The sequence below is a fragment of the Micromonospora sp. DT48 genome, assembly GCF_049844495.1.
In the GTDB taxonomy this organism is placed as follows: Bacteria; Actinomycetota; Actinomycetes; order Mycobacteriales; family Micromonosporaceae; genus Micromonospora.
Window position 1 is genome coordinate 125,280 of record NZ_JBNCLE010000004.1, and the last position, 22,644, is coordinate 147,923.

25 protein-coding genes and 3 tRNA genes are annotated in these 22,644 nt (G+C 69.9%); 8 read left to right on the forward strand and 20 right to left on the reverse strand.

What is annotated here, in order from left to right; all coding sequences use genetic code 11:
• Window positions 1–70: 70 nt before the first annotated feature.
• From rplL to ACLQ2S_RS01375, 20 genes are all read right to left on the reverse strand, one after another.
• A complete protein-coding gene (rplL, locus tag ACLQ2S_RS01280) occupies window positions 71–460 on the reverse strand; it encodes a 50S ribosomal protein L7/L12 (RefSeq protein WP_155214541.1) in 390 nt (129 codons plus the stop codon).
• A 54-nt stretch (window positions 461–514) separates the two neighbouring features.
• Window positions 515–1,060, reverse strand: coding sequence for a 50S ribosomal protein L10 (gene rplJ, locus ACLQ2S_RS01285; protein WP_155214540.1), 546 nt, complete (start codon window positions 1,058–1,060; stop codon window positions 515–517).
• Between the two features lie 327 nt (window positions 1,061–1,387).
• Window positions 1,388–2,077, reverse strand: a complete 690-nt coding sequence (locus tag ACLQ2S_RS01290; RefSeq protein WP_309222484.1) for a hypothetical protein — start codon at window positions 2,075–2,077, stop codon at window positions 1,388–1,390.
• Complete coding sequence (locus tag ACLQ2S_RS01295) at window positions 2,074–2,862, reverse strand: ABC transporter ATP-binding protein (protein WP_155214539.1); 789 nt, start codon at window positions 2,860–2,862, stop codon at window positions 2,074–2,076. Before ACLQ2S_RS01295 ends, ACLQ2S_RS01290 begins: the two co-directional genes overlap by 4 nt.
• 74 nt (window positions 2,863–2,936) lie before the next feature.
• The gene (gene rplA, locus ACLQ2S_RS01300) at window positions 2,937–3,653 is read right to left on the reverse strand and encodes a 50S ribosomal protein L1 (RefSeq protein ID WP_155214538.1); all 717 of its coding nucleotides are present in this window, start codon (window positions 3,651–3,653) and stop codon (window positions 2,937–2,939) included.
• Between the two features lie 80 nt (window positions 3,654–3,733).
• Window positions 3,734–4,165: a 50S ribosomal protein L11 gene (gene rplK / locus ACLQ2S_RS01305; RefSeq protein ID WP_093403591.1), complete on the reverse strand. Its 432-nt coding sequence runs from the start codon at window positions 4,163–4,165 to the stop codon at window positions 3,734–3,736.
• Window positions 4,166–4,362: 197 nt separating this feature from the next.
• Window positions 4,363–5,088, reverse strand: coding sequence for a transcription termination/antitermination protein NusG (nusG, locus tag ACLQ2S_RS01310; RefSeq protein WP_309222483.1), 726 nt, complete (start codon window positions 5,086–5,088; stop codon window positions 4,363–4,365).
• Window positions 5,089–5,127: 39 nt separating this feature from the next.
• Window positions 5,128–5,514, reverse strand: a complete 387-nt coding sequence (secE, locus tag ACLQ2S_RS01315; RefSeq protein WP_309222482.1) for a preprotein translocase subunit SecE — start codon at window positions 5,512–5,514, stop codon at window positions 5,128–5,130.
• Window positions 5,515–5,723: 209 nt separating this feature from the next.
• A tRNA-Trp gene (locus tag ACLQ2S_RS01320) sits at window positions 5,724–5,796 on the reverse strand.
• Between the two features lie 126 nt (window positions 5,797–5,922).
• Complete coding sequence (locus tag ACLQ2S_RS01325) at window positions 5,923–6,315, reverse strand: MaoC family dehydratase (RefSeq protein ID WP_309222481.1); 393 nt, start codon at window positions 6,313–6,315, stop codon at window positions 5,923–5,925.
• Window position 6,316: 1 nt separating this feature from the next.
• The gene (locus ACLQ2S_RS01330) at window positions 6,317–6,763 is read right to left on the reverse strand and encodes a MaoC family dehydratase N-terminal domain-containing protein (protein WP_155214537.1); all 447 of its coding nucleotides are present in this window, start codon (window positions 6,761–6,763) and stop codon (window positions 6,317–6,319) included.
• Window positions 6,764–6,887: 124 nt separating this feature from the next.
• A complete protein-coding gene (gene rpmG / locus ACLQ2S_RS01335) occupies window positions 6,888–7,055 on the reverse strand; it encodes a 50S ribosomal protein L33 (protein WP_093403583.1) in 168 nt (55 codons plus the stop codon).
• A gap of 132 nt (window positions 7,056–7,187) precedes the next feature.
• Window positions 7,188–7,260, reverse strand: a tRNA-Met gene (locus tag ACLQ2S_RS01340).
• 25 nt (window positions 7,261–7,285) lie between these two features.
• Window positions 7,286–7,358: transfer RNA gene (locus ACLQ2S_RS01345), tRNA-Thr, on the reverse strand.
• A gap of 92 nt (window positions 7,359–7,450) precedes the next feature.
• A complete protein-coding gene (locus ACLQ2S_RS01350) occupies window positions 7,451–9,979 on the reverse strand; it encodes a putative bifunctional diguanylate cyclase/phosphodiesterase (protein WP_155214536.1) in 2,529 nt (842 codons plus the stop codon).
• A 64-nt stretch (window positions 9,980–10,043) separates the two neighbouring features.
• Window positions 10,044–10,190: a hypothetical protein gene (locus ACLQ2S_RS01355; protein ID WP_155214535.1), complete on the reverse strand. Its 147-nt coding sequence runs from the start codon at window positions 10,188–10,190 to the stop codon at window positions 10,044–10,046.
• A gap of 662 nt (window positions 10,191–10,852) precedes the next feature.
• A complete protein-coding gene (locus ACLQ2S_RS01360) occupies window positions 10,853–11,410 on the reverse strand; it encodes a hypothetical protein (RefSeq protein ID WP_425700938.1) in 558 nt (185 codons plus the stop codon).
• A gap of 312 nt (window positions 11,411–11,722) precedes the next feature.
• Window positions 11,723–12,430, reverse strand: coding sequence for a TIGR02391 family protein (locus tag ACLQ2S_RS01365; protein WP_425700939.1), 708 nt, complete (start codon window positions 12,428–12,430; stop codon window positions 11,723–11,725).
• Window positions 12,431–12,564: 134 nt separating this feature from the next.
• Entirely contained in the window at window positions 12,565–13,263 is a 699-nt protein-coding gene (locus tag ACLQ2S_RS01370; protein WP_425700940.1) for an HAD family hydrolase, read from the reverse strand.
• Entirely contained in the window at window positions 13,260–14,126 is an 867-nt protein-coding gene (locus ACLQ2S_RS01375) for a GntR family transcriptional regulator (protein WP_425700941.1), read from the reverse strand. Before ACLQ2S_RS01375 ends, ACLQ2S_RS01370 begins: the two co-directional genes overlap by 4 nt.
• A gap of 600 nt (window positions 14,127–14,726) precedes the next feature.
• Here ACLQ2S_RS01375 and ACLQ2S_RS01380 point away from each other — a divergent pair.
• The 8 genes from ACLQ2S_RS01380 to ACLQ2S_RS01415 all read left to right on the forward strand — a co-directional run bounded on the left by ACLQ2S_RS01380 (window position 14,727) and on the right by ACLQ2S_RS01415 (window position 22,233).
• Window positions 14,727–14,969 (forward strand): DUF6284 family protein, encoded by a 243-nt coding sequence (locus tag ACLQ2S_RS01380; protein WP_425700942.1) that lies wholly within the window; start codon window positions 14,727–14,729, stop codon window positions 14,967–14,969.
• A gap of 221 nt (window positions 14,970–15,190) precedes the next feature.
• Window positions 15,191–15,565 carry an RRQRL motif-containing zinc-binding protein gene (locus ACLQ2S_RS01385; RefSeq protein WP_425700943.1) on the forward strand — a complete coding sequence of 125 codons (375 nt, stop codon included), beginning with the start codon at window positions 15,191–15,193 and terminating at the stop codon, window positions 15,563–15,565.
• Window positions 15,562–16,425 carry an ABC transporter permease gene (locus tag ACLQ2S_RS01390; RefSeq protein WP_425700944.1) on the forward strand — a complete coding sequence of 288 codons (864 nt, stop codon included), beginning with the start codon at window positions 15,562–15,564 and terminating at the stop codon, window positions 16,423–16,425. The genes ACLQ2S_RS01385 and ACLQ2S_RS01390 overlap by 4 nt, the downstream gene beginning before the upstream one ends.
• Window positions 16,426–16,516: 91 nt before the next feature.
• Window positions 16,517–18,730: a cell division protein FtsK gene (locus ACLQ2S_RS01395; RefSeq protein ID WP_425700945.1), complete on the forward strand. Its 2,214-nt coding sequence runs from the start codon at window positions 16,517–16,519 to the stop codon at window positions 18,728–18,730.
• Window positions 18,731–19,113: 383 nt separating this feature from the next.
• Entirely contained in the window at window positions 19,114–19,401 is a 288-nt protein-coding gene (locus ACLQ2S_RS01400) for a hypothetical protein (RefSeq protein ID WP_425700946.1), read from the forward strand.
• A complete protein-coding gene (locus ACLQ2S_RS01405; RefSeq protein ID WP_425700947.1) occupies window positions 19,401–19,697 on the forward strand; it encodes a hypothetical protein in 297 nt (98 codons plus the stop codon). The genes ACLQ2S_RS01400 and ACLQ2S_RS01405 overlap by 1 nt, the downstream gene beginning before the upstream one ends.
• A gap of 14 nt (window positions 19,698–19,711) precedes the next feature.
• Window positions 19,712–20,635 carry a bifunctional DNA primase/polymerase gene (locus tag ACLQ2S_RS01410; protein WP_425700948.1) on the forward strand — a complete coding sequence of 308 codons (924 nt, stop codon included), beginning with the start codon at window positions 19,712–19,714 and terminating at the stop codon, window positions 20,633–20,635.
• Window positions 20,632–22,233, forward strand: coding sequence for a YfjI family protein (locus tag ACLQ2S_RS01415; RefSeq protein ID WP_425700949.1), 1,602 nt, complete (start codon window positions 20,632–20,634; stop codon window positions 22,231–22,233). The genes ACLQ2S_RS01410 and ACLQ2S_RS01415 overlap by 4 nt, the downstream gene beginning before the upstream one ends.
• Window positions 22,234–22,644 lie beyond the last annotated feature (411 nt).

Consider the following 22,644-nt stretch of genomic DNA (forward strand, 5'->3'; position numbering starts at 1 on the left):
TCGCCGCCCGCCGCGATGCGGTCTGCCCCGGTTCGAGCAATCGAAGCCGGAACGGCCAGGTGCGCTCAGGTCACTTGAGGGTGACCTTGGCGCCCTCACCCTCCAGCTTGGCCTTGGCCTTGTCCGCGGTCTCCTTGTTGACCTTCTCCAGGACCGGCTTCGGCGCGGACTCGACCAGGTCCTTGGCCTCCTTGAGGCCCAGGCCGGTCAGCTCACGCACGACCTTGATGACCTGGATCTTCTTGCCACCGTCGGCGTCGAGGATGACGTCGAACTCGTCCTTCTCCGGCTCGGCCTCGGCGGCGCCGCCGCCACCGGCCGGGCCCGCCACCATCATCGCGGCCGGAGCGGCGGCGGTGACCTCGAAGGTCTCCTCGAACTGCTTCACGAACTCGGAGAGCTCGATCAGCGTCATCTCCTTGAACGCGTCGAGCAGCTCGTCAGTGCTGAGCTTCGCCATGTCTGGCGTCCTTTCTCATGGTTCAAACTAAGAACGTGGTGCGCCGGCGCGGTCTCAGGCCGCCTCGGCGCCTTCCTTCTCGCGCTTGTCCTGCAGCGCCGCCGCCAGGCGGGCGGTCTTCGACAGCGGGGCCTGGAACAGGGCCGCGGCCTTGCTCAGGTTGCCCTTCATCGCGCCGGCCAGCTTGGCCAGCAGCACCTCGCGGGACTCCAGGTCGGCGAGCTTCGTGACCTCGGCCGCGGAAATGGCCTTGCCCTCGAAGACACCGCCCTTGATGACGAGCTTCGGGTTGGCCTTCGCGAAGTCGCGAAGGCCCTTCGCCGCCTCGACGACGTCGCCCGAAACGAAAGTCAGCGCGGTAGGACCGGTGAACAGCTCGTCGAGGCCGGAGATGCCCGCGTCCGCCGCGGCACGCTTGGCCAGCGTGTTCTTGGCGACCGTGTAGCTGGTCTCCTTGCCGAGCGAGCGCCGCAGCTGGGTGAGCTGGGAAACCGTCAGACCGCGGTACTCGGTCAGCACCGTGGCACCGGCGTTCCGGAAGCTCTCGGTCAGCTCTGCGACGGCCGTGGCCTTGTCGGCCCGGATCGGCTTGTCCGCCATGTCCCTCCTCTCTCGTTGCTCGAGGCCGGTCACCGTCGTCGGCGAACGCCTGTGACGGGGCGGAGGTATCGCGGCAACAGAAAAGCCCCGGCGCAGGGCGCACGGGGCGAGGACGGCGGAATCAGGTGGTCGGCGGACCACAGGATGCAACCGGTATCGCTTACCGCCCTGCGCGGGTCGCCCGTCTTCGCGGGACCTTCGACCGTGCCCGGGGCACGGTGACCAGCGGTCTCTGGGTGGAACTTCGCCCATCAGGCTACGCGACACCTACGGTGACCGCCAAATCGCCCCCGCCACACCCGTGGTCACCGACCCGGCCGAGGCACCCTAGGCACGCCGGGCGCGGACGCGAACGTAGCCGGACAGCACCACCGCCGCCCAGGCCAACGCCCACCCGCTCAGCAGCAGCGCGGTCGAGCCGGGCAGCGGTCCCACCAGCGCCCGGGCGGTGGGGAGCAGCGGTGGCGCCAACCACGGCACGGCCGACTTCGCGACGCCGAACACCAGCGCGCCGACCACACCGCAGGTGAGCACCGCCACACCGTACCCGGCACTGCGGGTGATCACCCGGCTGGCCAGCGCACCCAGCGCCACCGCGCCCGGCAGGGCGAGCAGGTGTGCCCAGAGGCCGAGCGCCACGCCTGCGGGAATCGACCGCTCACCGGGCAGGCTGGGACCGGTCACCCCGCCCACCAGCCACGGGAAGACCAGGGCGACCATCACCAGACCGAGGCCGGCCACCGCCGCGGCGACCAGGCCGGCCGCGTACTCCCGTGCCGGGCCGACGGTGACCACGGCCAGCCGACGCTGCACGTCCGGCTCCACGTCCAACAGCACCTTGGTCTGCCAGGCCAGCACCGGGAAGAGCACCACCGCCGAGACACCGTAGGCCTCCGCCGGCTGGGCCCGGCCACCGCCGTAGAGGATCCCGAGGGTGAGCAGGCCGGCCAGGACCGGTGCCAACGCCCGTCCGGTACGCAGGAAGCCGGCGAGCCGGAACCGGACCAGGGCGCTCACCGGGTCACCTCGGACGGCGGCCCCGCCCCCGGTCGCGTGGCCACGGTTGGTGCGCTCTGTCCGCGTACTCCCAGAACGTGGTGGCCCTCGGCGCGCAGGCGGGCGACGGTGGCCGACACCTGCCCGACCGGGACCGCCAGCTCGACCACCGCGACCGCCGCCTCGCCCGACGGAGGCCGCTCGACCACCGTCGCCTCGGCCACCAGCCACTCCCGCGCGCCGGGCAGTCGGACGGTCTCCCCACGGTGGTCGCTGACCAGCACCGAGCCACCCTCGGCCAGCACCTCGTCGACCACCTGCGGGACCAGTTCGCGCGCTGCGGCGTCCAGACCCTCCCAAGGCTCGTCGAGCACGAGCAGGCCGGGCGGACGCAGCATGGCCTGGGCCAGGCCGACCTTCTGGGCGGTGCCCTTCGAGAGCTGGGACAGCCGGACGGTGCGGAACGGCCCGAGACCCAGCCGGTCGACCCACCGGCGCACCGTACGCTCCGTCTCGCCGGAGGAGAGGCCGGCGATCCGGGCCATCGCGGTGAGGTAGCCGTCGACGGAGAACGGCTGGTCGGCCGGGAAGCGCTCCGGCACCCAGCCCACCACCGACGGCCGGTCGAGCACCCGGCCGCGCGACGGTCGGAGCACCCCGGCGGCGAGTTGGAGCAGGGTCGACTTGCCGGCCCCGTTGCGGCCGAGCACCACCGCCGCTTCGCCCGGCGCGAGGCTCACCGTCACCTCTCGCAGCACCCACGGACCGCGCCGGTGATACCGCAACCCGACGTCGTCCAGCCACATGCCGCGAGCCTGCCACACCGGACAGACGAACGCGGCCCCGCCACGAGTGGCGGGGCCGCGTCGGAGTGTCGTGCTCAGCTGTCCGCCGAGCTCTCCTGAAGGTTCTTCACCATGTTCGGGTCGACCGGCACGCCGGGGCCCATCGTGGTGGTGAGGGTGACCTTCTTGAGGTACTTGCCCTTCGCTGCCGACGGCTTGGCGCGCAGCACCTCGTCGAGAACGGCCGCGTAGTTGTCGACCAGCTGAGCCTCGGAGAACGAGGCCTTACCGATGATCAGGTGCAGGTTCGAGTGCTTGTCCACCCGGAAGGTGATCTTCCCGCCCTTGATGTCGTTGACGGCCTTGGCGACGTCCATGGTCACCGTGCCGGTCTTCGGGTTCGGCATCAGACCGCGCGGGCCCAGGATCCGCGCGATCCGGCCGATCTTGGCCATCTGGTCGGGCGTGGCGATCGCCGCGTCGAAGTCCAGCCAGCCACCCTGGATCCGGGCGACCAGCTCGTCGGTGCCCACCTCGTCGGCACCGGCGGCGACGGCCTCCTCAGCCTTCGCACCGGCGGCGAAGACGATCACGCGGGCGGTCTTACCGGTGCCGTGCGGCAGGTTGACCGTGCCGCGGACCATCTGGTCCGCCTTGCGGGGGTCGACGCCGAGGCGCATCGCGACCTCGACCGTGGCGTCGAACTTGACGGCGGTGTTCTCCTTGGCCAGCTTGACGGCCTCGGCGGGGCTGTAGAGCTTCGACCGGTCGATGGCTTCGGCGGCCTTGCGGTAGTTCTTGCTGCGCTGCATGTTCTGTCTACTCCTGTGGTCTCTGGCGGGCCGCGGTGCTCGCGCGCCCTCCCACGATCCGTACGGGTCGGCGACCGACGTCAGTCGGTGACGTTCAGGCCCATCGACCGGGCGGTGCCGGCGATGATCTTCTCAGCCTGGTCGAGGTCGTTGGCGTTGAGGTCGGCCATCTTCTTCTCGGCGATCTCGCGCAGCTGCGCGCGGGTCACCGAGCCGACCTTCTGGGTGTGCGGGACGCCCGAGCCCTTCTGCACACCGGCAGCCTTGATCAGCAGCCGGGCGGCGGGCGGGGTCTTCAGCACGAAGGTGAAGGAGCGGTCCTCGTACACGCTGATCTCGGCCGGGACGATGTCGCCCCGCTGCGACTCGGTCTGCGCGTTGTACGACTTGCAGAACTCCATGATGTTCACGCCGTGCTGACCGAGCGCGGGACCGACCGGCGGCGCCGGAGTGGCCTGGCCCGCCGGCAGCTGAAGCGTGAACGTCTTGACGAGCTTCTTCTTCGGAGGCATGTCTCTTCCTGGGGCTTGGAACTGGGAAAGGTTCACACGACACCGCCGTCGAGGCGCGCACGGTCAGCGCGCATGCGACGGCGGCGACGTTCTAGGGTAGCGCAGGCCCGGATCCCCGCAGCCACGGAGGTTGCCCAGCCGGGTGAACCGAACGAACGGCGACCGGCGACGGTGGCCCGCCGCCGGTCGCCGACGAATCAGATCTTGGCGACCTGGTTGAAGTTCAGCTCCACCGGCGTCTCCCGGCCGAAGATCGACACCAGCACCTTGAGCTTCTGCTGGTCGGCGTTGATCTCGCTGATCGTGGCCGGCAGAGAGGCGAAGGCGCCGTCGGTGACGGTGACGGAGTCGCCGACCTCGAAGTCGAGGACCTTGACCTCCGGCTTCGCCTTCTTCTGCTGCTCGGTCTCGACAGCCGGTGCCAGCCACTTGAGCACCTCGTCGAGGCTCAGCGGCGCCGGGCGGTCGGCCCGGTCCGTCGCGCCGACGAAGCCGGTGACCCCGGGAGTGTTCCGCACGCAGGAGTAGGACTCCGCGGTCAACTCCATCCGGACGAGGATGTAGCCCGGGAAGACCTTCGCCTGCACCTGGGAACGCTTGCCGTTCTTGACCTCGACCTCTTCCCGGGTCGGCACCTCGACCTGGTAGATGTAGTCCTCCATGTCGAGGGACGTGATCCGGGTTTCGAGGTTGGTCTTGACCTTGTTCTCGTAACCGGCGTACGAGTGCACCACGTACCAGTCGCCCGGCGCGTAGCGCAGCTTCTGCCGCAGCTCCGCAACCGGGTCGAAGCCCTCTTCGGGAGCCGGCTCGGTCATCGCGAACTCCGGCTCGCTGGCGGCCTCGACCGACTCGTCACCAGCCGCCGTCGCCACCGTGGACTGCTCGTCCGGGGTTTCGGCGGTCTCGTCGTACTCAGGCACGCTTGCTCACTTCCGTCACTATCGGCACGTATCAGCCGGTCAGCTGGGGTTGCCGAAGACCCACAACACGCCCTTGGCGAAGGCGAAGTCCAGGACGGCCACGATGGTCAGCATCACCGAGACGAACGCGATCACCACCGCCGTGTAGGTCAGCAGCTCCTTGCGGGTCGGCCAGATGACCTTACGCAGTTCGGCCACGACCTCGCGGACGAAACGCGCGATGCGGCCGAACAGGCCCACCTTGTCTCCGCCGGTACGCGACTTGCGACCTTCGGTGGAATCCGCCCGGGCCGGCGAACCGGCGGCGGCACCTCGCGAACCCGACTCGTCCGCGTCGGTGGCGTCGTCCTCGGCGCTGTCGTTGACGACTTCGTCGTTCAGGCGCTCGTCGTCGGCGTCCTCGCCGCGCCGCTTGTTGTCGGCCACTTCGCCCTCCGTCGCGGGATGTCGGTGTCGCACGCGGTGCGCGTGCGCGGCGTTTGGTCACGCCAGCCGGACCAACCGTCCCGGGACGGGCCGCGGCCGGCGGATCAACCGGAAGGCCCGATGCCTCGGACCTCCCCGCCGATGCCACCACCACGGGCCGGACGCCACCAGAAGGCGGCGCGACCCACGGAACGGTCAGGCCTGAGGCGCAGGGGTGACAGGACTTGAACCTGCAGCCTGCGGTTTTGGAGACCGCTGCTCTGCCAATTGAGCTACACCCCTGTGCGGCAACGCTCACCCCACCCGGTCACACGACCAGGCAGGGGTCACTTGCCCCACGGCGGACCAGTGTACGGGTACCGACCCGACTTTCCCAACCGGTCTACCCCACGTGCCGCCCGACGCCGGTCAGGCCCGCGTCCGCACGGTGGCCCGCGCCTGCGACAGCACCTTCTCACCGAGGCAGGTGGCGGTCACATCCAGCCTGGTCAAGCCCTCTTCGGTGACCTCACGGACCACGGCGCTCACCACGACCTCGGTGCCGGCGTCGTCGTCGGGTACCACCACGGGGCGGGTGAACCGGACGCCGAAGTCGACCACCGCGTCGGGCGAGCCGGCCCAGGCGGTGACCGCCCGGCCGACGAGCGCCATGGTGAACATGCCGTGGGCGATCACCCCGGGCAGCCCCACCTTGGTGGCGAAGCGGTCACTCCAGTGGATCGGGTTGAAGTCGCCCGAGGCTCCGGCGTAGCGGATCAGGTCCGCCCGGGTCACCTGAAACGTCTGGGTGGGCAGTTCCACGTCAGTCCTCCCCGCGTACGACGAGCTTCATCCAGGCGGTGACCACCGGCTCACCGGCGGTCGTGTGGACCTCGGTCCGGGTGGTCACGAACTCGTGGCCACCCCGGCTGGTGACGTCCTCGATGGCGTTGACACAGACCAACTCGTCGCCGGCCACCACCGGTCGGGTGTACGCGAACCGCTGGTCGCCGTGGACCACCCGGCTGTAGTCGATGCCGAGTTCCGGATCCTCGACCATCTGCTGGTTGGCGGCCATGGTGAGCACGATCGCGAAGGTCGGTGGCGCGACCACGTCCGGGTGGCCCAGCGCGCGGGCGGCCTCAGGGTCGTGGTAGGCGGGATCGGTGGCACCGATCGCCGATGCGAACTCACGGATCTTCTCGCGGCCCACCTGATAGGGGGCGGTCGGCGGATAGGCCCGGCCGACGAAAGACTGGTCCAGAGGCATGCCGCGAAACTACACGCATAGCGCGAACGCCGGTCCGAGCGGTCGGCGGCGGCTCAGGCCGCGCCGTCCAGTCGAACCGGCGATCGTGAGACGTACGGAACCGGGCCGATCGGCCCGGGGCAGGTCAGCGCGTCTCGCGGTGCAGGGTGTGCCGCCCGTCCCGGGGGCAGAACTTCTTCAGCTCGATGCGGTCCGGGTCGTTACGACGGTTCTTGCGCGTGATGTAGTTGCGCTCCTTGCACTCCACACACGCCAAAGTGATCTTCGGCCGGACATCGGTCGCCTTCGCCACGGCGGAGTGCCTTCCTCGATAACGGATACAACTACGGCGCTACAGCCTACGCGCCACCTGGGCGGACACGCAAAGCGGGCGCCTGTGGCGCCCGTCCCACCGACCACCGGATCACTCCGGGGCGGACGAGAGTAGCGGTGGCCGGACTTGAACCGGCGACACAGCGATTATGAGCCGCTTGCTCTGCCATCTGAGCTACACCGCCGCGGTGGGCCCAGCCGGACCCTCTGAGCCCCCTTACGGAATCGAACCGTAGACCTTCTCCTTACCATGGAGACGCTCTGCCGACTGAGCTAAGGGGGCCTGCGCGATCACTCGGTGCCCGCGCAGAGGTAAGAGTACACGCCCCTACCCGGCTGGTGAAATCGGATCCCCCTGGACGGCGTACGCCCAGCTCAGGGCACCACACGCAGTCTCGGAAGCTCACTATTGGAGATCGACTCGGGGTCGACCTGGGCGCCGAACCACGCCTCCAGACGCTCGAACGGCAGCGGGCGGCTGAACAGGAAGCCCTGCCCGACCTCACACCCGATGTCCTGGAGCAACTCCAGGGTCAGCTCGCTCTCCACCCCCTCGGCCACCACGGTCAGACCGAACTGCTGGGAGAGGGTCACCACAGCGTTGACGATCGCCAGATCCCCCGGGTCGGTGGCCATGCCCTGGACGAAGGAGTGGTCCACCTTCACCTCGTGCACCGGCAACCGGCGCAGGTGCGCCAGCGATGAGCTACCGGTACCGAAGTCGTCCACCGCGAGCCGTACGCCGAGATCCCGCAGGCGGCGCAGCGTCGGGATCGGACGCTCGGTGCCGTCCAGCACCCCGGCTTCCGGAACCTCCAGGGTCAGCAGCTGCGCCGGGACGCCGTACTCCTCCAGTAGCTCCTGGACCCGCTCCGGGAAGCGCTGGTCGGTGAGGGTACGCGCGGACACGTTGACCGCGACGGCGAGGGACTGGCCACCGTGCGCCCAGTCCCGACTGTGCCGCAGCCCCTCCCGGAGCACGAACTCGGTGAGCCGGCCGAGCTGGCCGGTGTGCTCGGCCACGGCGACGAAGTCCGCCGGGGTGACCGCCCCGTGTGTCGGGTGCTCCCAGCGGGCCAGGCACTCGACCCCGATGAGGCGACGGTCCCGCAGCGTCACCTTGGGCTGGTAGTAGACCTCCAGCTCACCGTTGTCGAGCGCGCTGCGCAGATCTCCGGCGAGGCCGAGCCGGTGCAGCGACCGCGACTCCAACGCCGGCGTGTACAGCTGGACGCTGCCGGGGACCGCCTTGGCCGCCGTCGCGGCCACGTCCACCCGTTGCAGCAGGGTCGCCGGGGCGTCGCCGTGATCCGGGTGTACGACCACCCCGACCGCGGTGTCGACGTCCAGCGTGAGCGAGTCGAAGACCATCTCGTCGCGGATCTGCTCCCGCAACTGGCCGGCGAGTTCGACCGCCGCCTCGGCACTCTCCAGCCGCAGGGTCACCAGGAACTCGTCACCACCGGCCCGCCCCACCAGCGCGGCCGACGGCACGCAACCTCGCAACCGGTCGGCGACCTCGATCAGGACCTTGTCCCCGGCGGCGTGGCCGAGCGCCTCGTTGACCTGGCGCAGCCGGTCGACGTCGAAGAGGAGCAGCGCGACCACCTCGCCGGGCGCCCGGATCCGGACCGCCTCGGCCAGCGCGCCGAGGATGCGGCGACGGTTGGGCAGCTTCGTGAGCGCGTCGTGGTACGCGTCGTGCCGCAGCCGGTCGACCAGACGGGAGTTCTCCAGCGCGACCGCGGCGTGCGCGGCTACCGTCTCGAAGACGGGGACGTCCGGGCCACGGAAGAAGTTGGTGTCGCCGAGCCGGTTCGCGACCTCCAGGGTGCCGATGACCGCCTTGCCGGAGCGCAGCGGCACCACGATCACGTCCTTGGCCGTGTTCGGCCCCAACGCCTCGCGGGCCTCAGGGTCACCGCCCAACCCCCGGCCCACGGTCACCGTCTCCTGGCGCGTCACGGCGACGTCCCGCAGGGCCCCCGGGGTGAGCGCGGCGTCGAGCAGCCCCGGCTTGCCCTCCTGCGCGCTCAGCAGGACCTCCGGGTGACGCCCCTGGGCCGGTAGCCAGAGCGTGGCGTACTCCGCCTGCATCAAGCTGCGGATACGCACCAGGAGCACGTCGATGAGGGTGCTGTCGGATCCGCTCTCGGTGATCGCCTTGGTCAATTCGTACATCTCGGCCAAGGTCCGGTGCTGCCGGATGAACTGCGTGTACGTGTCGTAGACCAGCGCGAACGCGATCGCCAGACCGGCGAAGAGGAGCACGGCCCAGAGGGTGCTCTCCAGGGCGATGATGATGAGCAGACCGATGAAGAGGTTGAGCGCGACGCCGAGCAGCATCGGTGGGGTGGCGCGCAGGAGTTCCCGCCCGGCCTGCCAGCTCTGCGCGATCGTGAACACAGCGACCATCGCCATCAGGGCGACCAGGGTGTGCGTACCGACGGCGGCGAGCATCACCGCCCACGCGCCCGGGCCGACCCCCTCGGGCTTCGGCAGCAGTGTGTAGACGACGGTGGCCAGCGACGTGGCGCAGGCCGCCAGGGCGACGTTGAACCAGAGCTTGGCGGGCAGGAGCTTGCGGCGCAGCTGCACCACGAGCGTGGCGAAGGTGTAGGCCACCACCACCGACAGCGGCGGCAGGACGTACAGCGCGACGACCAGCGGGATCTCGGTGAAGGTGATGCCGAGCGCCTGCCGGCGGACCACGACGTTGATCGTCGGCATCGCGGCGACGATCATCGCCACGGTCAGCAGCAGGGTGAGTGGCCAGTCGCCCAGTGCCGGGTGCACGGTCAACCCGAGCAGGAGCGAGAAGATCACCGCGCACAGGGCGAGTGGGCCGGTGATCAGCCAGGCGTTCTCAGTACGCCGGGAAGGGGAGCCGACACGGGACGTCATGGCTCCCCTCGCGACGTCGGGTTTCCGGAGGTGTCGAGGCTGCCTGTGCGGGATCGGATGCGCGTCAGCGCACCACGCTGCCAGTTACCGGCATCTGCCATTCGAGGCCGTTCGACCTGAACTCAAGATCAGCGACGACGCCTGCCGCGACCACCAAGCCGGAGACCAGCAATAGGGAGCCGAGCAACCGGCCCAAACGTTGAGCAGACATCTGTGCTCCTGACGGGGTGACGGGAACGCATTGGAGGTCCCCCGATGGTGCCACAGCCGGTCCTTCGCTGGAAAGTTCACGAACCCGATGTCGGCGCGCTCGTCGCTCCGCACCGCCCGACTGCTTGAGTTTACGCAGGTCAGAGCCATCCGACGGAGGCGGGGAGGCAGCCACAGTCAAAGAAAGCACCAACTGCCTATTCCCCCGCCAAGGCGGCTTTATGGATCTAGTGGACACGGTCGTGGAAACGCGCGGACCGACACTGCGGAATGACTGGCCCCCAGCGCGCCCCACCCGTCACCCTCAGTCATGGCATCACGACGAGCCAACCCGGTCACGGGAAGATTCGCCACCGTCAGCGTAGGCCGCAGACCCCTTTCAGTCACCCCCATGGATGCCTGAATCTCTCCAGTCGGACCGCGCGAGATCAACGAGAGCAGCCCCCGATCACCATCTCCCCTGGTCAGGTGCGGTTCTCACACCCGGTCACGCCAGCCGCCCCCTCGGCCACAGTCCGAGTCTCGACACCTGTGAAGTCGCCAGGCCGTCACGCATCGACGTCGTTCGCAGCGAAGACGCGAGCATAACGTCACCCAGTCCGCTCACGCAGGAACCCTGAGCGCTTTCATCTGGGGTAGCGCGACTGGGTCAGGCGTTGGGTGTCACTCGCGGGTGAGTCCCGGTGGCAGCGCGTCTTCGTCGGGTCGGACCCGGTGGGCGTTGGCCAGGGGGTTGCGGTGGATGGTGTCGATCAGTGGTTCCGGGCCGCCGATGCAGGTCCAGGTGTCGTCCCAGAGTGCGGAGACCAGCCATGATCGATCGACGGGGAAGAACAGGTCGGGTAGCGATCCGTGGCCGTGGCGCATGTGACCGGTCCGCCAGGTGAGGGCCTGCTCGGGTCCGGCCTCGACCAGCACGTAAGACCAGTTCCAGTAGAGCGACACTCTGGGGGCGTGGGGAAAGACGATGTCGTGGGCGCCGGTGTCGAGGTAGGCCAGCCACCAGGGCTGGTCGGGGGTCTGCGTGATGAGGTCCTCGACGAGGGCGTGTTCACAGGCGGTGACGGTGACGTCGTCGGCTTGGTGGGTGGTGGCGTAGGCGTCGTAGATCGGCGGGATGGCGGTGGTGATCGAGATGCCGGCAGTGGTGTGACCGGCGATCCACTCCACGTCGGCGGCGGTGCCGACCCGCCAGCTCCGCCCGTCTTTGCTGACCTGCACACCGCTATTCAAGTCGCTGCGGTAACGGTTGGCGCGGGAAATCGGGTGTCCTCGGCGTGGCCGGGGGCGCAGCCGGCCGCCTCCGGGACAGCCGCGAACCGCAATGGCCCCTGACTTGCGTTTTCGCAGATCAGGGGCCGTTGTTTCACCTGGTGGCGGGTAGAGGATTCGAACCTCTGTAGCTTTCGCGACGGATTTACAGTGCGCCACGACCAAGGCTCTGACCAGCACCAACGCCGCCAACATGCGGTCTGGCGACACGTATGTGACTGATCCGTCCCTGCGCCACCTCTTCTCATGCATGAGGCAGACCTACTCGGGCTTCTGCTCGACCTCCGCCCGATCGATCCACCGGGCAAGAAGACTGAACGCCGCCAGGCACTCAAGAGCCTCCCGTTCGGGAACGTCGTGCTCCTCGTCCGGCAGGTGTGCCACGGGGTTTCGCACAGCGCTGAAAAGACCAGCGCCGAAGTTCGCAGCGCCCCCATGCACGCTCTTGAAGTGCTCAGGGTCAGTCTTTGGCGACAGCCGAAGCCGAGGGCGGCCAGGCTGAGGGTCTTCAACGCTGAACGCCTCTCGGACCGCCTTGGTCTCGGATACGTCATAGCGGTCGAGCTTTTTCCGCATCCGCGAATTGACGTTCATGGCAGCAGCATGGATGGCCGCCCGATGGTTCCCGCTCTCCCAGTGCGGTCGGGCAGCGTTCCAAACCCATGGATGCAGGTCATCTGCGGCCATCTGCGGCCCGGACTCGTCGAGGCTGAGGTTCGCCTCGATCTCCTCACTCCGCTCTACCAGCGGGATTGAGGCGTAGACCTCCTTGCGCATCTCCTTGACCTGGGCCACGAGTGACCTGTCGTGGTACGGCCACCGCCAGTCATCGAAGACCCGTTCCATACTGACCCGCACGAGGGAAAGCTGCTTCTCTACCTCCCGATCCGGCGCTACGAACCTATAGACATTCCGCACCTCGCCTGTGCAGGTCGGCGGAGCCTCGCCCGTCTTAACGCGCTCGGTCATGCTGAGGAATTTGTTCCACTCACGCAAGACCCATGAATAGATGATCGGCATGCTTCCTCAAGCTTAGTGGGCACAAAATCGCCATGTGCATCGAAGACATCAGCGTAAGTGCAGCTCCGAGGCCACGCCAGCGACTAAGGGTCACCAGTGAGCTTGATCAGCACGGCGGCTATCTCCCCCATGCTGGTGACCACCGCATCCGCCCCGGCGAGTCGGAAGGCGTCCACCTTCGCCGGCCGATTCGCATAGCCGATCACCGCAACCCCGGCGGCCCGCGCTCCCTCGATGTCCGAAAGCGAGTCACCGATCAGCACGCACCGGGCCGGCGGCTCGCCGAGAGAGCGCACGGCTTGCAGGATCGGTTCCGGGTTGGGCTTCATGCGGCCCGGCTCGGCGTACGCCCGGCCGACCACCGGCGAAACGTGCTCGGCGAGCCGGTGCGCCGCGAGGTAGGCCGTCACCGCGCCGGCCGAGTTGTTGCTGACCGCCGCCACCGGCATCCCGGCCTGCCGAGCAGCCACGATGACTTCCCGGCCATATGGCGTCGGCTCGGCCGTCTGGACGGCTCGACACTCGGCCGCACAGAGTACGTCCTCTACCGCCCGCGTAACGCCGTGGTCGCCGGCCGCGCCCGTGCGGCGAAGCACTTCAAGCGGGTCCGGCTCGCTGGCAAGGTCCGGTGGCACGTCGACTCCGCACCGCCGCAGCACGTCTACCAGTTCGGCCGCGACCTGCGGCGCGGGGTACCCGGCGAAGATGCTGCACACCGGTCCGTCGAAGTCGAGCAGCACCGCGCCAACCTCGCCGAGCAGCCGGCCGAGGTCGGCGTTCATGCGTCGTACCGGTAGGCGATGGTCGACCACACTGAGTCGAACCATTGGCGAGACGCCTCTACGAACTGCGTGCCGTGTGAGGTGTCGTCGTCGGTTACGGCGTAGTGGAACAGGGGAACGTCCTTGCCCATCAGGTCGTAGATGGCCAGCGGCTCACCCTTGATCGACACGGTGCGCTCTACGACGGGATAAAAGCCGTAGAAGACTTCTTCGCTGTTGAGGATGTAGAGCTTGAACAGCGGGGACGCCCGGTGTAGCCGTACCTCAACGGTGGTCGACCGGATCAGGCCGAGGTCGCCTAGCTCGCTGACCTGATCGATGATGCCGTCTGCCGCTCGGCGAGTGATTCGCTCCGCGCGTTCCCGTATCGCAGGGTCATCGGCCTGTGTCTCGGCCCGTGCCGGCAGCGCCATCGGCGCGGTCATGTCGGAGATCAGGACACGCACGGCGATCGTCTCCGGCGCGAGTCGACCGACGCGCACCTTATCGAGTGCCTCGGCGAGCGCGTCGCGCAGCGTCTCGCCAGAGAAACCGGCGAAGTCGATGCTGACGTGAGGACGGTCGAACGCTGCTTCGATGTGCGGGCGTAGCTCGACGGCTCGCTGTGTCTGCGCCCGGACGAACGCTCCGCTGCCCTGCCGGGACACGATCAGCCGCTCTGTCCGCAGCAGGTCTAGGGCTCGCTTGACCGTCTCCCGTGCCACGCCGTAGCGGGTGGCTAGCTCAGGCTGCGACGGCAGCTTGTCACCGGGGGCGAGTCGGCGCGTGAGGATGGCCGCCCGCAGCTTGTTCGCGATCTGCTGTGACGCCTGTTTCGGGTCGTCGGGATCTAGCTGGCCGAGGAAGTCAAGGTTCTCGCTCACCGGATCACAGTAGCGCTGACTAGCCAAGTTGGGAAAGTTCGCCGCGCCCTCTTGACCTGACTAGCCAAGCCGGCTTACGTTCATCTCGTCGCACCTGGCTAGCCAGGAACGACAAGCCGGTTGGTTGCTGCGTCGGCGTTGCGGCTTTGGCTGCGGCGTTCGCGAACGGGCCGCCGTGTGGTCGTTCATTGAGAACTTCAGAGCAGAAGCGCCGCGTTTGATCTGGCTTGCGGTATTCCCGCCTTGAGTCACACGGTGGCCGACCTCGGTAGATCCCGAGCGAGCGGGCCGAGCGGACCGGATCTTGGCGCGCGGAACGTCTTCTGCCTCTCTGCATCTGCATCTGCCCCGGGGTGGGGCGTCGCGCCGTTCTGGTGCGCGGCCTCACCTCGGGTTTTCCCGTCTTGATCCCCGCTTGTGGAGGTGAGCCGTCATGACCGTGAGCGTCTTCGCTGCCGTTCGAGTGACCACCAAGAACAGCGCCGTGTGGCGTACCTGCCACCGCTGCGGCGGGCTCGCCCCGCTGGCACCCGATGAGCGTCACTGCCGCCCCTGCCGACCGGTGGCGCGCTCTCGCCGTTCTGGAAGGAACCGATCGAAGTGATCACCAACCTCCCCGCCACCGGGCCGACCGCCGCCGACCTGGCCGCGATCGACACCGAGTGGCCGCTGATCGCCGCTGAACTAGACGTGCTCGACGCGCAGATCACCATGCTCTACGCCGAGGACCACGGCGGACCCTCGCCGCTGGACTGGCGCAGGCTGCGCCGGGCTGAGGCCCGCGTGACCCGCGCCGCCGCCGAGGTGGCCGCGCCGCCCACCGCCCGTAGGGCGGTGGTGTGAATGCGTAAGCCGGCCGTTCGTTTCGATGCCGGTGACCCCGGTCGCTGTGCGACGTGTGGCGATCCGTTGGCGTGGGTTGGCCACCCCGGATCGGACCGTATCCACGCCTGGTCCGGTCGGCTTGGGCTGCCGGAGCTTCCCTACGACCACGACGCACTGCCCGTGGTTAGCGCCGCCGCCGAGGTGGCCGCCCGCAGCACCGACCCGCAGCGCGCGGCCTGATGTCCCGCATCCGCGCCGCCTACTACGACCCGGACGGGTCGCGGTACGGCATCCCGACGTTCTGGTGGCGCGGCGCACCCGCCGGCTACGCCACCCGCCGCCAACTGCGCGCCGCCGGCCTGTGCCCCGGTGGTCAGCCGATCGCCGCGCAGATCCTCTGGCGCGGCGTCGGCGGTACCCGCACCGCCTACCTGTACCGCCTCGATTTGGCCCGGCCGAAGCGCACCGCCACCCCCGCGCAACTGCGCGCGATACGCGCGGCGTTGACCGCGCGCCGTACCTGCCCGACCTGCCGAGTTGTCCGGCCCTACTGCATCCCGCGCTCGCTCGGCGAGTGCGTCGACTGCGCCTACCCGATGGAGGAAGCAGCATGACCGCCCCCACGATCAACGGCACCAAGTACCCGCAACCGGTAGAAGCACTACTGCCGGCCGCCCGCGCGCTCGGACTGCCGGACGGGCAGGAGTTCCCGTCACGCAACCGGCTGATGCGCGAGTTCCGCATCGGCGCACCGAAGGCCGACGACCTGCTCGCCCGGCTGCGGGCCGAGCACGCCGACCGGACCCGCACCGACACCCTGCGGACCGCGATGGCCGTCCGGGGTGCCCTGCTGGCACCCCAGACCGACACCGACAACCCGACAGCGCCCCGGCTGGACTACGCCGAACCGATCGGCCCGGACCCGGCACCGACGCCGGTCGTGCCCGAGCACACGCCGCCGCCCGCCGAGCCGGTGAAGATCCCACCGTCCGCGCCGCCCGCCGAGGCCATGCCGGTCGGTCACCCGGACACGCCCACCCCGGCAGCGCCGGTCCGGCCGGTGGCCGCGTGGCCGGTGATCCTGCTGGCGCTGCCCGCATTCGTGGCGATCTGGTCCGGGTGGGTCGGCCTCGGTGGACTCACCGGGTTCGGCGTGGTGCACCCGCTACCCGGTATCGCGGACGGGTTCGCCATCAACACCGCGATCACCCTGCCGATCGGCGTCGAAACGTACGGCGCGTACGCGCTGTACGTGTGGCTGTCCGGCCGGGTACCGCACCGGGCGCGTGAGTTCGCGAAGTGGTCAGCCATCGCATCACTGCTGGTCGGTGCGCTCGGCCAGGTCGCCTATCACCTGCTCGTGGCACCGCCGAACGGTGCGCCGTGGTGGATCACCACCGCTGTGTCGGTGCTGCCGGTGGCGGTGCTCGGCATGGGCGCCGCACTGGCGCACCTCGTTCGCTCGCACGACTAGCCCCGCCCGGCGGCACGGCCCCTGGCTTCCCAACCTGCGCCGTGCCGCCGGTCCCTCTGCTGATCCGTAGACCGTTGGAGGAACCCCCATCATGACTGCCCCTGATGATGACCGTTTCGACTGGCAGGCCGCCGAACGCGACCTGACCGACGCCACCGGGCCGGATGCCGAGGTGGTCGACCTCGACGCGGCCCGCTCCCGCCGCGCCGCCGGTGGCGACCCCGGCGACGACGCCACCGGCGAGGGTGGGCCGGTGCTGGTCGACAGCATCGACGCGCAGCGTCGCCCGCGGTTCACCCTCGCCGGGTTCCGCGACGCGCAGCGTCGGCCGATCCTGCCCGGGTGGCTGCGCTCCCGTACGGAGTTCACCGGCAACCTGGCGTGGGCCGCCGGGCTGACCGTCCACGCTGCCGGCTACCACCTGCTGCGGGTGCCGAAGTACGCCGGCAAGCTCGCGTGGCGTGCCCCGGTCGGCCTCTACCGGGTGACGCGCGGCTACGTGCGGTGGTTGTTCGACCTGGAAGGCGAACCGGTCCGGCAATCGGTGGTCCGAGCGGCCATCGACCGGCCGGAAGAGGCCCGCCTGTACCAGACCCTTGCGAGGCAGCGGGACCGGCGGGTGCGGTGGCGTGGCCTGACCGCTGTGCCCACCGCTGTGGTGCTGCTGGTCGGCCTCGGCCTGCTCGCCACCGCCCCGGCCGCCGCCGTCGCCGCCACCCTCGCCGCTGTGGTGGTGGTGTTCGGGGTGCTCGGCGCACCGGCGGACCGGCCGCTGCTCGACACCGCCGTGGTCCGTGCGCCGGTGACGCCGCTGACCTCGGATGAGGTGGTGCGCGCGTTGGCGGCGTTGAACATCTCCGGCATCAACCAGGCCCTACGGCGCGGCGACACCGGCAAGCGGTGGTTCCCCGCGCCGATCCAGCGGGAGAACGGCACCGGGTGGCGCGCCGACGTGGAGCTGCCGCGTGGCGTGACGGCCTCGGCGGTGGTCGAGAAGCGGGAGGAGCTGGCCGCCGCGCTGACCCGCCCGCTCGGGTGTGTGTGGCCCGAGGCCAACGCCGAGGTTCACCCCGGCCGCCTGGTGCTGTTCGTCGCGGATAAGGACCTGTCCCGCAGCAAGCAAGCGGCGTGGCCGCTGCTCAAGTCGGGTGCGGTGGACCTGTTCAAGCCGTTCCCGTTCGGCACCGACCCGCGCGGCCGGTCCGTGACGCTCACCCTGATGTTCGCCTCCATGATCGTGGGGTCGATTCCGCGTATGGGTAAGACGTTCTCGCTGCGTCTGGCCATGCTCGGCGCGGCGCTCGACCCGCGCGCGTGGATCCTCGCGTTCGATTTGAAGGGCACCGGTGACCTGTCGCCGCTCGCGCCGGTCTGCCACCGCTACCGGGCGGGTGACGACGATGAGGACATCGCCTACGGCCTGGCCGCCATGCGGGAGATCCGCACCGAGCTACGCCGCCGCACGAAGGTGATCCGGGAGTTGCCGCGTGACCTGTGCCCGGAGAACAAGGTCACCCCGGACCTGGCCAGCACGAAGCGCCTCGGCCTGCAGCCGATCGTGATCGGGGTGGACGAGTGCCAGGTGTGGTTTGAGCACCCGAAGTACGGCGATGAGTTCGAGGAGATCTGCACCGACCTGATCAAGCGTGGCCCGGCCGCCGGAATCACGCTGATCCTGGCCACCCAGCGCCCGGACGCGAAGAGCCTGCCGACCGGTATCAGCGCGAACGCGGTGCTGCGGTTCTGCCTCAAGGTCATGGGGCACACCGAGAACGACATGGTTCTCGGTACGTCGATGCACAAGGCCGGCATCAAGGCGACCATGTTCTCTCGCCGTGACCGGGGGATCGGCTACCTCGCCGGTGAAGGTGATGACCCGACGATCACTCGCACGTTCTACATCGACGGGCCGACCGCCGAGCAGGTCATCCGCCGCGCAAGGGCGTTGCGGGAGCAGGCCGGCACCCTCACCGGCCACGCCGCCGGACAGACCATGGACACCACCGCCGTGCGGCGCGACACCCTGTTGGACGACATCGCGGCCGTGATGTCCGACAGCGAAGCCAAGCTGTGGTCCGAGGTCGTCTGCGACCGGCTCGCCGGTCTGCGGCCCGAGGTCTACGGCGGGTTGACGCGGGAGCAGTTGACCGCCGCGCTCAAGCCGTACGGCGTCACCACCGGCCAGGTATGGGGCACCGACCCCGACACCGGCAAGGGTGCCAACCGGCGCGGCATCGACCGCGCGCACATCCTCACCGCCATCACCAAGCGTGACCGCGAGCAGGGCGGCCGGGCCGCCAGCTAGCCGCGCCGATCGCCGCTAGGTCTAGCACGCACGCCCGCTAGACCTAGCGGCACCACTAGCGACCAATCCGAAACCTGGCCAGCGCCCTAGCCCCTAGCGGCGCTGGCCCTGCTCGCCTTGAAAACGGCCCTTGGGAGGCGTTTCGTGGTCACCCTCGCACTACTAGCCAGCCTCGCCATCGCTGGTTACGCAGCGTGGCATCTCATCCTGTGCTACGCCGTGCCGATGCCGCGCTGCCGCGCCTGCCACGGGCGCGGCGAACGACGCGGCCTGATTCTCCGTGCCCTGCATGAGTGCCACCGGTGCCACGGCACCGGCCGCCGGCCTCGCCTCGGCCGCCGGCTGATCGAGTACATCCGCGCCGAGTACCGGGCAGGCCAGCAATGACCGGCCGCGACCGGCACACCGGCTGGTGCGCCGGTGGCCACCGATGCGGCCTCGGCGAACACCGCTCCGACGAAATCGTGGTCGACGCCGGACGGGCGCGGGCCGTGCTGGTCCGCGTGCGGTCCGCCGCCGGCCGCGACCACGCCGAAATCCGGCTACGGGTGGCGCTCGCCCCGACCGAGGTGGCCGCCCGCCGTCAGTTGGTCGGCCTGCTCGATGACGTGCGGCAGGCCGTGACCCGCGCGGCGATCGCGGCGCGACCTCGGCCGAGGCGGGCCGCCTGATGCGCGGGCCGCGCCGCGATGGCGCTTCCCCGCGTGATGCCCGGCTGTCCGGGTTGGAGATCTGGCTCACCGGTACCTCGGCCGAGCTGGACGCCGCCACGGCCGCTCTCACCGCTGCGGGGCACCGGATCGCTCAACGCGGTACCCGCTGGCCGCTGACCGGCGCTGATGCCGGTCGGTGCCGCCTCTACCTGCGGCTGTCCATCGCCGCCGCTGCCCGCCCGTCCGGACGTGCACCGGACACCGGCGGTGCGGCGCTGCTCGACCTCGACGCCGCCCGCCGCAAGACCGCTTGATCAGGAGATATCCAATGCCTGACCTGCTCACTACCGCGCTCGGCCACGCCGAACGCGGATGGCACGTCTTCCCGCTCCGCCCCGACGACAAGCGGCCCGCCTTCCCCGACCACCCCGCCGAGCAGTGCACCGGCCGTGACCCGCGCTGCCGCGCTGCTGGCCGGCACGTCGGGTGGGAGGACCGGGCCACCACCGACCCGGGCCGCATCCGCCGCGCATGGTCCGCTCGGCCGTACGGCATCGGCATCGCGTGCGGGCCGTCCCGCCTCGTGGTGGTCGATCTCGACGTCCGTAAGCCCGGTCAGACCATGCCGCCCGGCTACCACGGTCACGGCTGTGGCCTGACCGTGCTGACCGCCCTGGCCGCTCGCCACGGCGGCACCATCGACCCGACCTACACCGTCACCACCGGACGGCGCGGCGCCCACCTCTACTACCAACACCCGACCACCGGCCCGGCCCTGCGGAACACCACCGCCGCGCTCGGCCCGATGGTCGACACCCGCGCCCACGGCGGGTACGTCGTCGCGGCCGGTAGCACCGTCGCCGCACGCCCGTACACGGTCGACCTGGACACCGACCCGGCACCGCTGCCGACCTGGCTCGCCGACCTGCTCGCCCCCGCACCGATGCCGCCGCAGCGGCCCGTGGTGGTCGACCTCGGCACCGGGCGGGCCGGTGCGTACGTGCGGGCTGCCATCGCCCGGGAAGTCGACCGGGTGACCGCCGCCGCGTCGGGCGAGCGGAACCGTAGCCTGTACGTGGCGGCCGTCGCGCTCGGGCAACTCGTGGCCGGTGGCGCGCTGACCGAGGATGACGCTCACAGCGTGCTGGAACAGGCGGGCGTGACGGCCGGGTTGCGCACCGCCGAGGCGTACCGCACCGTCCGATCCGGCCTCACCGCCGGTGCCCGCCGGCCTCGGCAGGTGGCCGCATGAGCGCCGCCCGTCTGCACCTGGTCACCGACCACCCGCATGCCACCGGCGAGCAGTCGCCGGGCGGGCCGCTGTGGGATGTTCCAGTGCCCTTGACCGGTCCCACCACCGCGCCGCCACCGTTCCCGGTGGAGGTGTTTCCCCGATGGTTGGGCGAGATGGTGACCGGGGTGGCCCGGTTTACCGCCACCGATCCGGCGATGGCCGGCACCCTCGCCGTGGCCGTGCTGTCCGCGTGCGCGGGTGGCCGGCTGGAGGTCGAACCGGTGGCCGGGTGGCGCGAGCCGGTGAACATCTTCGCCGCCGTCATCGCCGGCCCCGGCGAACGGAAGTCCCCTGTTCACCGCGCCATGACCGCACCGCTGTTCGCGGCGCAGTCGACGCTCGCTGAGGCGGCGCGGCCTCGGATCGCTGAGGCCGCCGCGTTGCGGGACATCGCTGACAGGCAGGCCGAGCAGGCGAAGACGGCTGCGGCGAAGGCCAGCGACCCGCACAAGCGCGACGAAGCAGCGGCCGAGGCGGTCGCCGCCGCCATCGCCGCCGAGGCGATCACGGTGCCGACCTTGCCGAAACTGATCGTGGACGACGCCACGCCGGAGGCGTTGATCGGGTTGATGGCCGCGAACGGTGGACGGATGGCGATCATCTCGGATGAGGGCGGGATCTTCGACACCCTCGCCGGCCGGTACTCCGGTGCGCCGAACCTTGACCCCTACCTGAAAGGGCACGCGGGTCAGCCGATGAGCAACGAACGGCAGACCCGCGAGGGTGCCTCGGTCGACAAGCCGGCGCTCACGGTGTGCGTGATGGCGCAGCCGACCGTGCTGCGCAAGTTCGGCGGGAACGCCGACCTGGCCGGGCGTGGCCTGCCGGCCCGGTTCCTGTTCGCCCTACCCCGATCCCTCGCAGGGTGGCGGCCGGTGGACACGCCGCCGGTGCCGGAGCAGGTGACCGCCGGCTACCGGCACCGGGTGCACGACCTGGCCGCGACGTTCGCCGAGTGGCCCGACCCGGACGTGGTCACCCTCACCGACGACGCCGGCCGCGTGCGGCGGGCCGCCGCCGAGCAGGTCGAAGCCGAGCTACGGCCCGGCGGCAGCCTGTACGACATGCGCGAGTGGGGCAACAAACTCTCCGGCGCGACCCTGCGGTTGGCAGGGCTGTTGCACGTTGCGCACCATCCGGCCGATGCGTGGCTGCGGCCGATCGACGCCGACCGTATGGGCGACGCCGTACGGCTGGCCGAGTTTTTCGCCGCGCACTACCGGGCCGCTCTCACCGCGATCGGCACGGATAGCGCGGTGGAGAACGCCCGGTACGTGCTCGGCGTGCTCACCGGCAAGGGCATGACCACGTTCACCCGCCGGGAGCTACACCGCCGGGTGTCTCGCCGGCTTCCGAAGTCCGATGACGTGTCGGCGGTGCTGGCCGAACTAGCCGCGCTCGGATGGGTCCGCACCGGGCCGGACGGACGCTACGAACTGCACCCACGTGCCACCGCCGAGCAGGAGCCCGGAAGCGTTGACACGCTGACATCCGACCCCGACAGCGGCGTTTCCGCAGGCCAGGAAGCACGCGAGGGTGTCAACGGGTCGCGTTGACAGCCGTTGACGGGCGTTGACAACCCACCATCGGCCCGCCCGGTGTCAACGGGTGTCAACGCCTGTCAACGGGCACCGTTGACACCCGCACACCCGCCGCCACCTGCGGAAACGGCCGCATGTCGGCAGAGTGTCAACGTGTCAACGCTTCCCGCCCCCACCGCCGAGCGGCACCGGCCATCCGACCGGTCCACCGGTGGCCGGAAACGGCCCGCTGAGAGCGCCTGAGAGCGCCACGCCCTACGCCCTACACCGGGACACCCGAGATCTTGCCTCCACGGCGCTCTCAGCGGGCCGTTCTACGCCGTTCTGCGGCGATACCTCCCTGTACCTCCACAAGTGACCGCCACCGACCGAAAGGCACTCAGCGTGCGAATCAGGCTGCACGGCACACCCGCTGAAACAGCCGCA

Bases quoted from the DNA above. Each gene is read 5' to 3' on its own strand.
- rplL (WP_155214541.1), bottom strand. From the start codon at position 460: ATGGCGAAGCTCAGCACTGACGAGCTGCTCGACGCGTTCAAGGAGATG.
- rplJ (WP_155214540.1), bottom strand. From the start codon at position 1,060: ATGGCGGACAAGCCGATCCGGGCCGACAAGGCCACGGCCGTCGCAGAG.
- ACLQ2S_RS01295 (WP_155214539.1), bottom strand. From the start codon at position 2,862: ATGTGGCTGGACGACGTCGGGTTGCGGTATCACCGGCGCGGTCCGTGG.
- rplA (WP_155214538.1), bottom strand. From the start codon at position 3,653: ATGCAGCGCAGCAAGAACTACCGCAAGGCCGCCGAAGCCATCGACCGG.
- rplK (WP_093403591.1), bottom strand. From the start codon at position 4,165: ATGCCTCCGAAGAAGAAGCTCGTCAAGACGTTCACGCTTCAGCTGCCG.
- ACLQ2S_RS01330 (WP_155214537.1), bottom strand. From the start codon at position 6,763: ATGCCTCTGGACCAGTCTTTCGTCGGCCGGGCCTATCCGCCGACCGCC.
- ACLQ2S_RS01350 (WP_155214536.1), bottom strand. From the start codon at position 9,979: ATGACGTCCCGTGTCGGCTCCCCTTCCCGGCGTACTGAGAACGCCTGG.
- ACLQ2S_RS01355 (WP_155214535.1), bottom strand. From the start codon at position 10,190: ATGTCTGCTCAACGTTTGGGCCGGTTGCTCGGCTCCCTATTGCTGGTC.
- ACLQ2S_RS01365 (WP_425700939.1), bottom strand. From the start codon at position 12,430: ATGACCGAGCGCGTTAAGACGGGCGAGGCTCCGCCGACCTGCACAGGC.
- ACLQ2S_RS01370 (WP_425700940.1), bottom strand. From the start codon at position 13,263: ATGAACGCCGACCTCGGCCGGCTGCTCGGCGAGGTTGGCGCGGTGCTG.
- ACLQ2S_RS01385 (WP_425700943.1), top strand. From the start codon at position 15,191: ATGTCCCGCATCCGCGCCGCCTACTACGACCCGGACGGGTCGCGGTAC.
- ACLQ2S_RS01390 (WP_425700944.1), top strand. From the start codon at position 15,562: ATGACCGCCCCCACGATCAACGGCACCAAGTACCCGCAACCGGTAGAA.
- ACLQ2S_RS01395 (WP_425700945.1), top strand. From the start codon at position 16,517: ATGACTGCCCCTGATGATGACCGTTTCGACTGGCAGGCCGCCGAACGC.
- ACLQ2S_RS01400 (WP_425700946.1), top strand. From the start codon at position 19,114: ATGACCGGCCGCGACCGGCACACCGGCTGGTGCGCCGGTGGCCACCGA.
- ACLQ2S_RS01405 (WP_425700947.1), top strand. From the start codon at position 19,401: ATGCGCGGGCCGCGCCGCGATGGCGCTTCCCCGCGTGATGCCCGGCTG.
- ACLQ2S_RS01410 (WP_425700948.1), top strand. From the start codon at position 19,712: ATGCCTGACCTGCTCACTACCGCGCTCGGCCACGCCGAACGCGGATGG.
- ACLQ2S_RS01415 (WP_425700949.1), top strand. From the start codon at position 20,632: ATGAGCGCCGCCCGTCTGCACCTGGTCACCGACCACCCGCATGCCACC.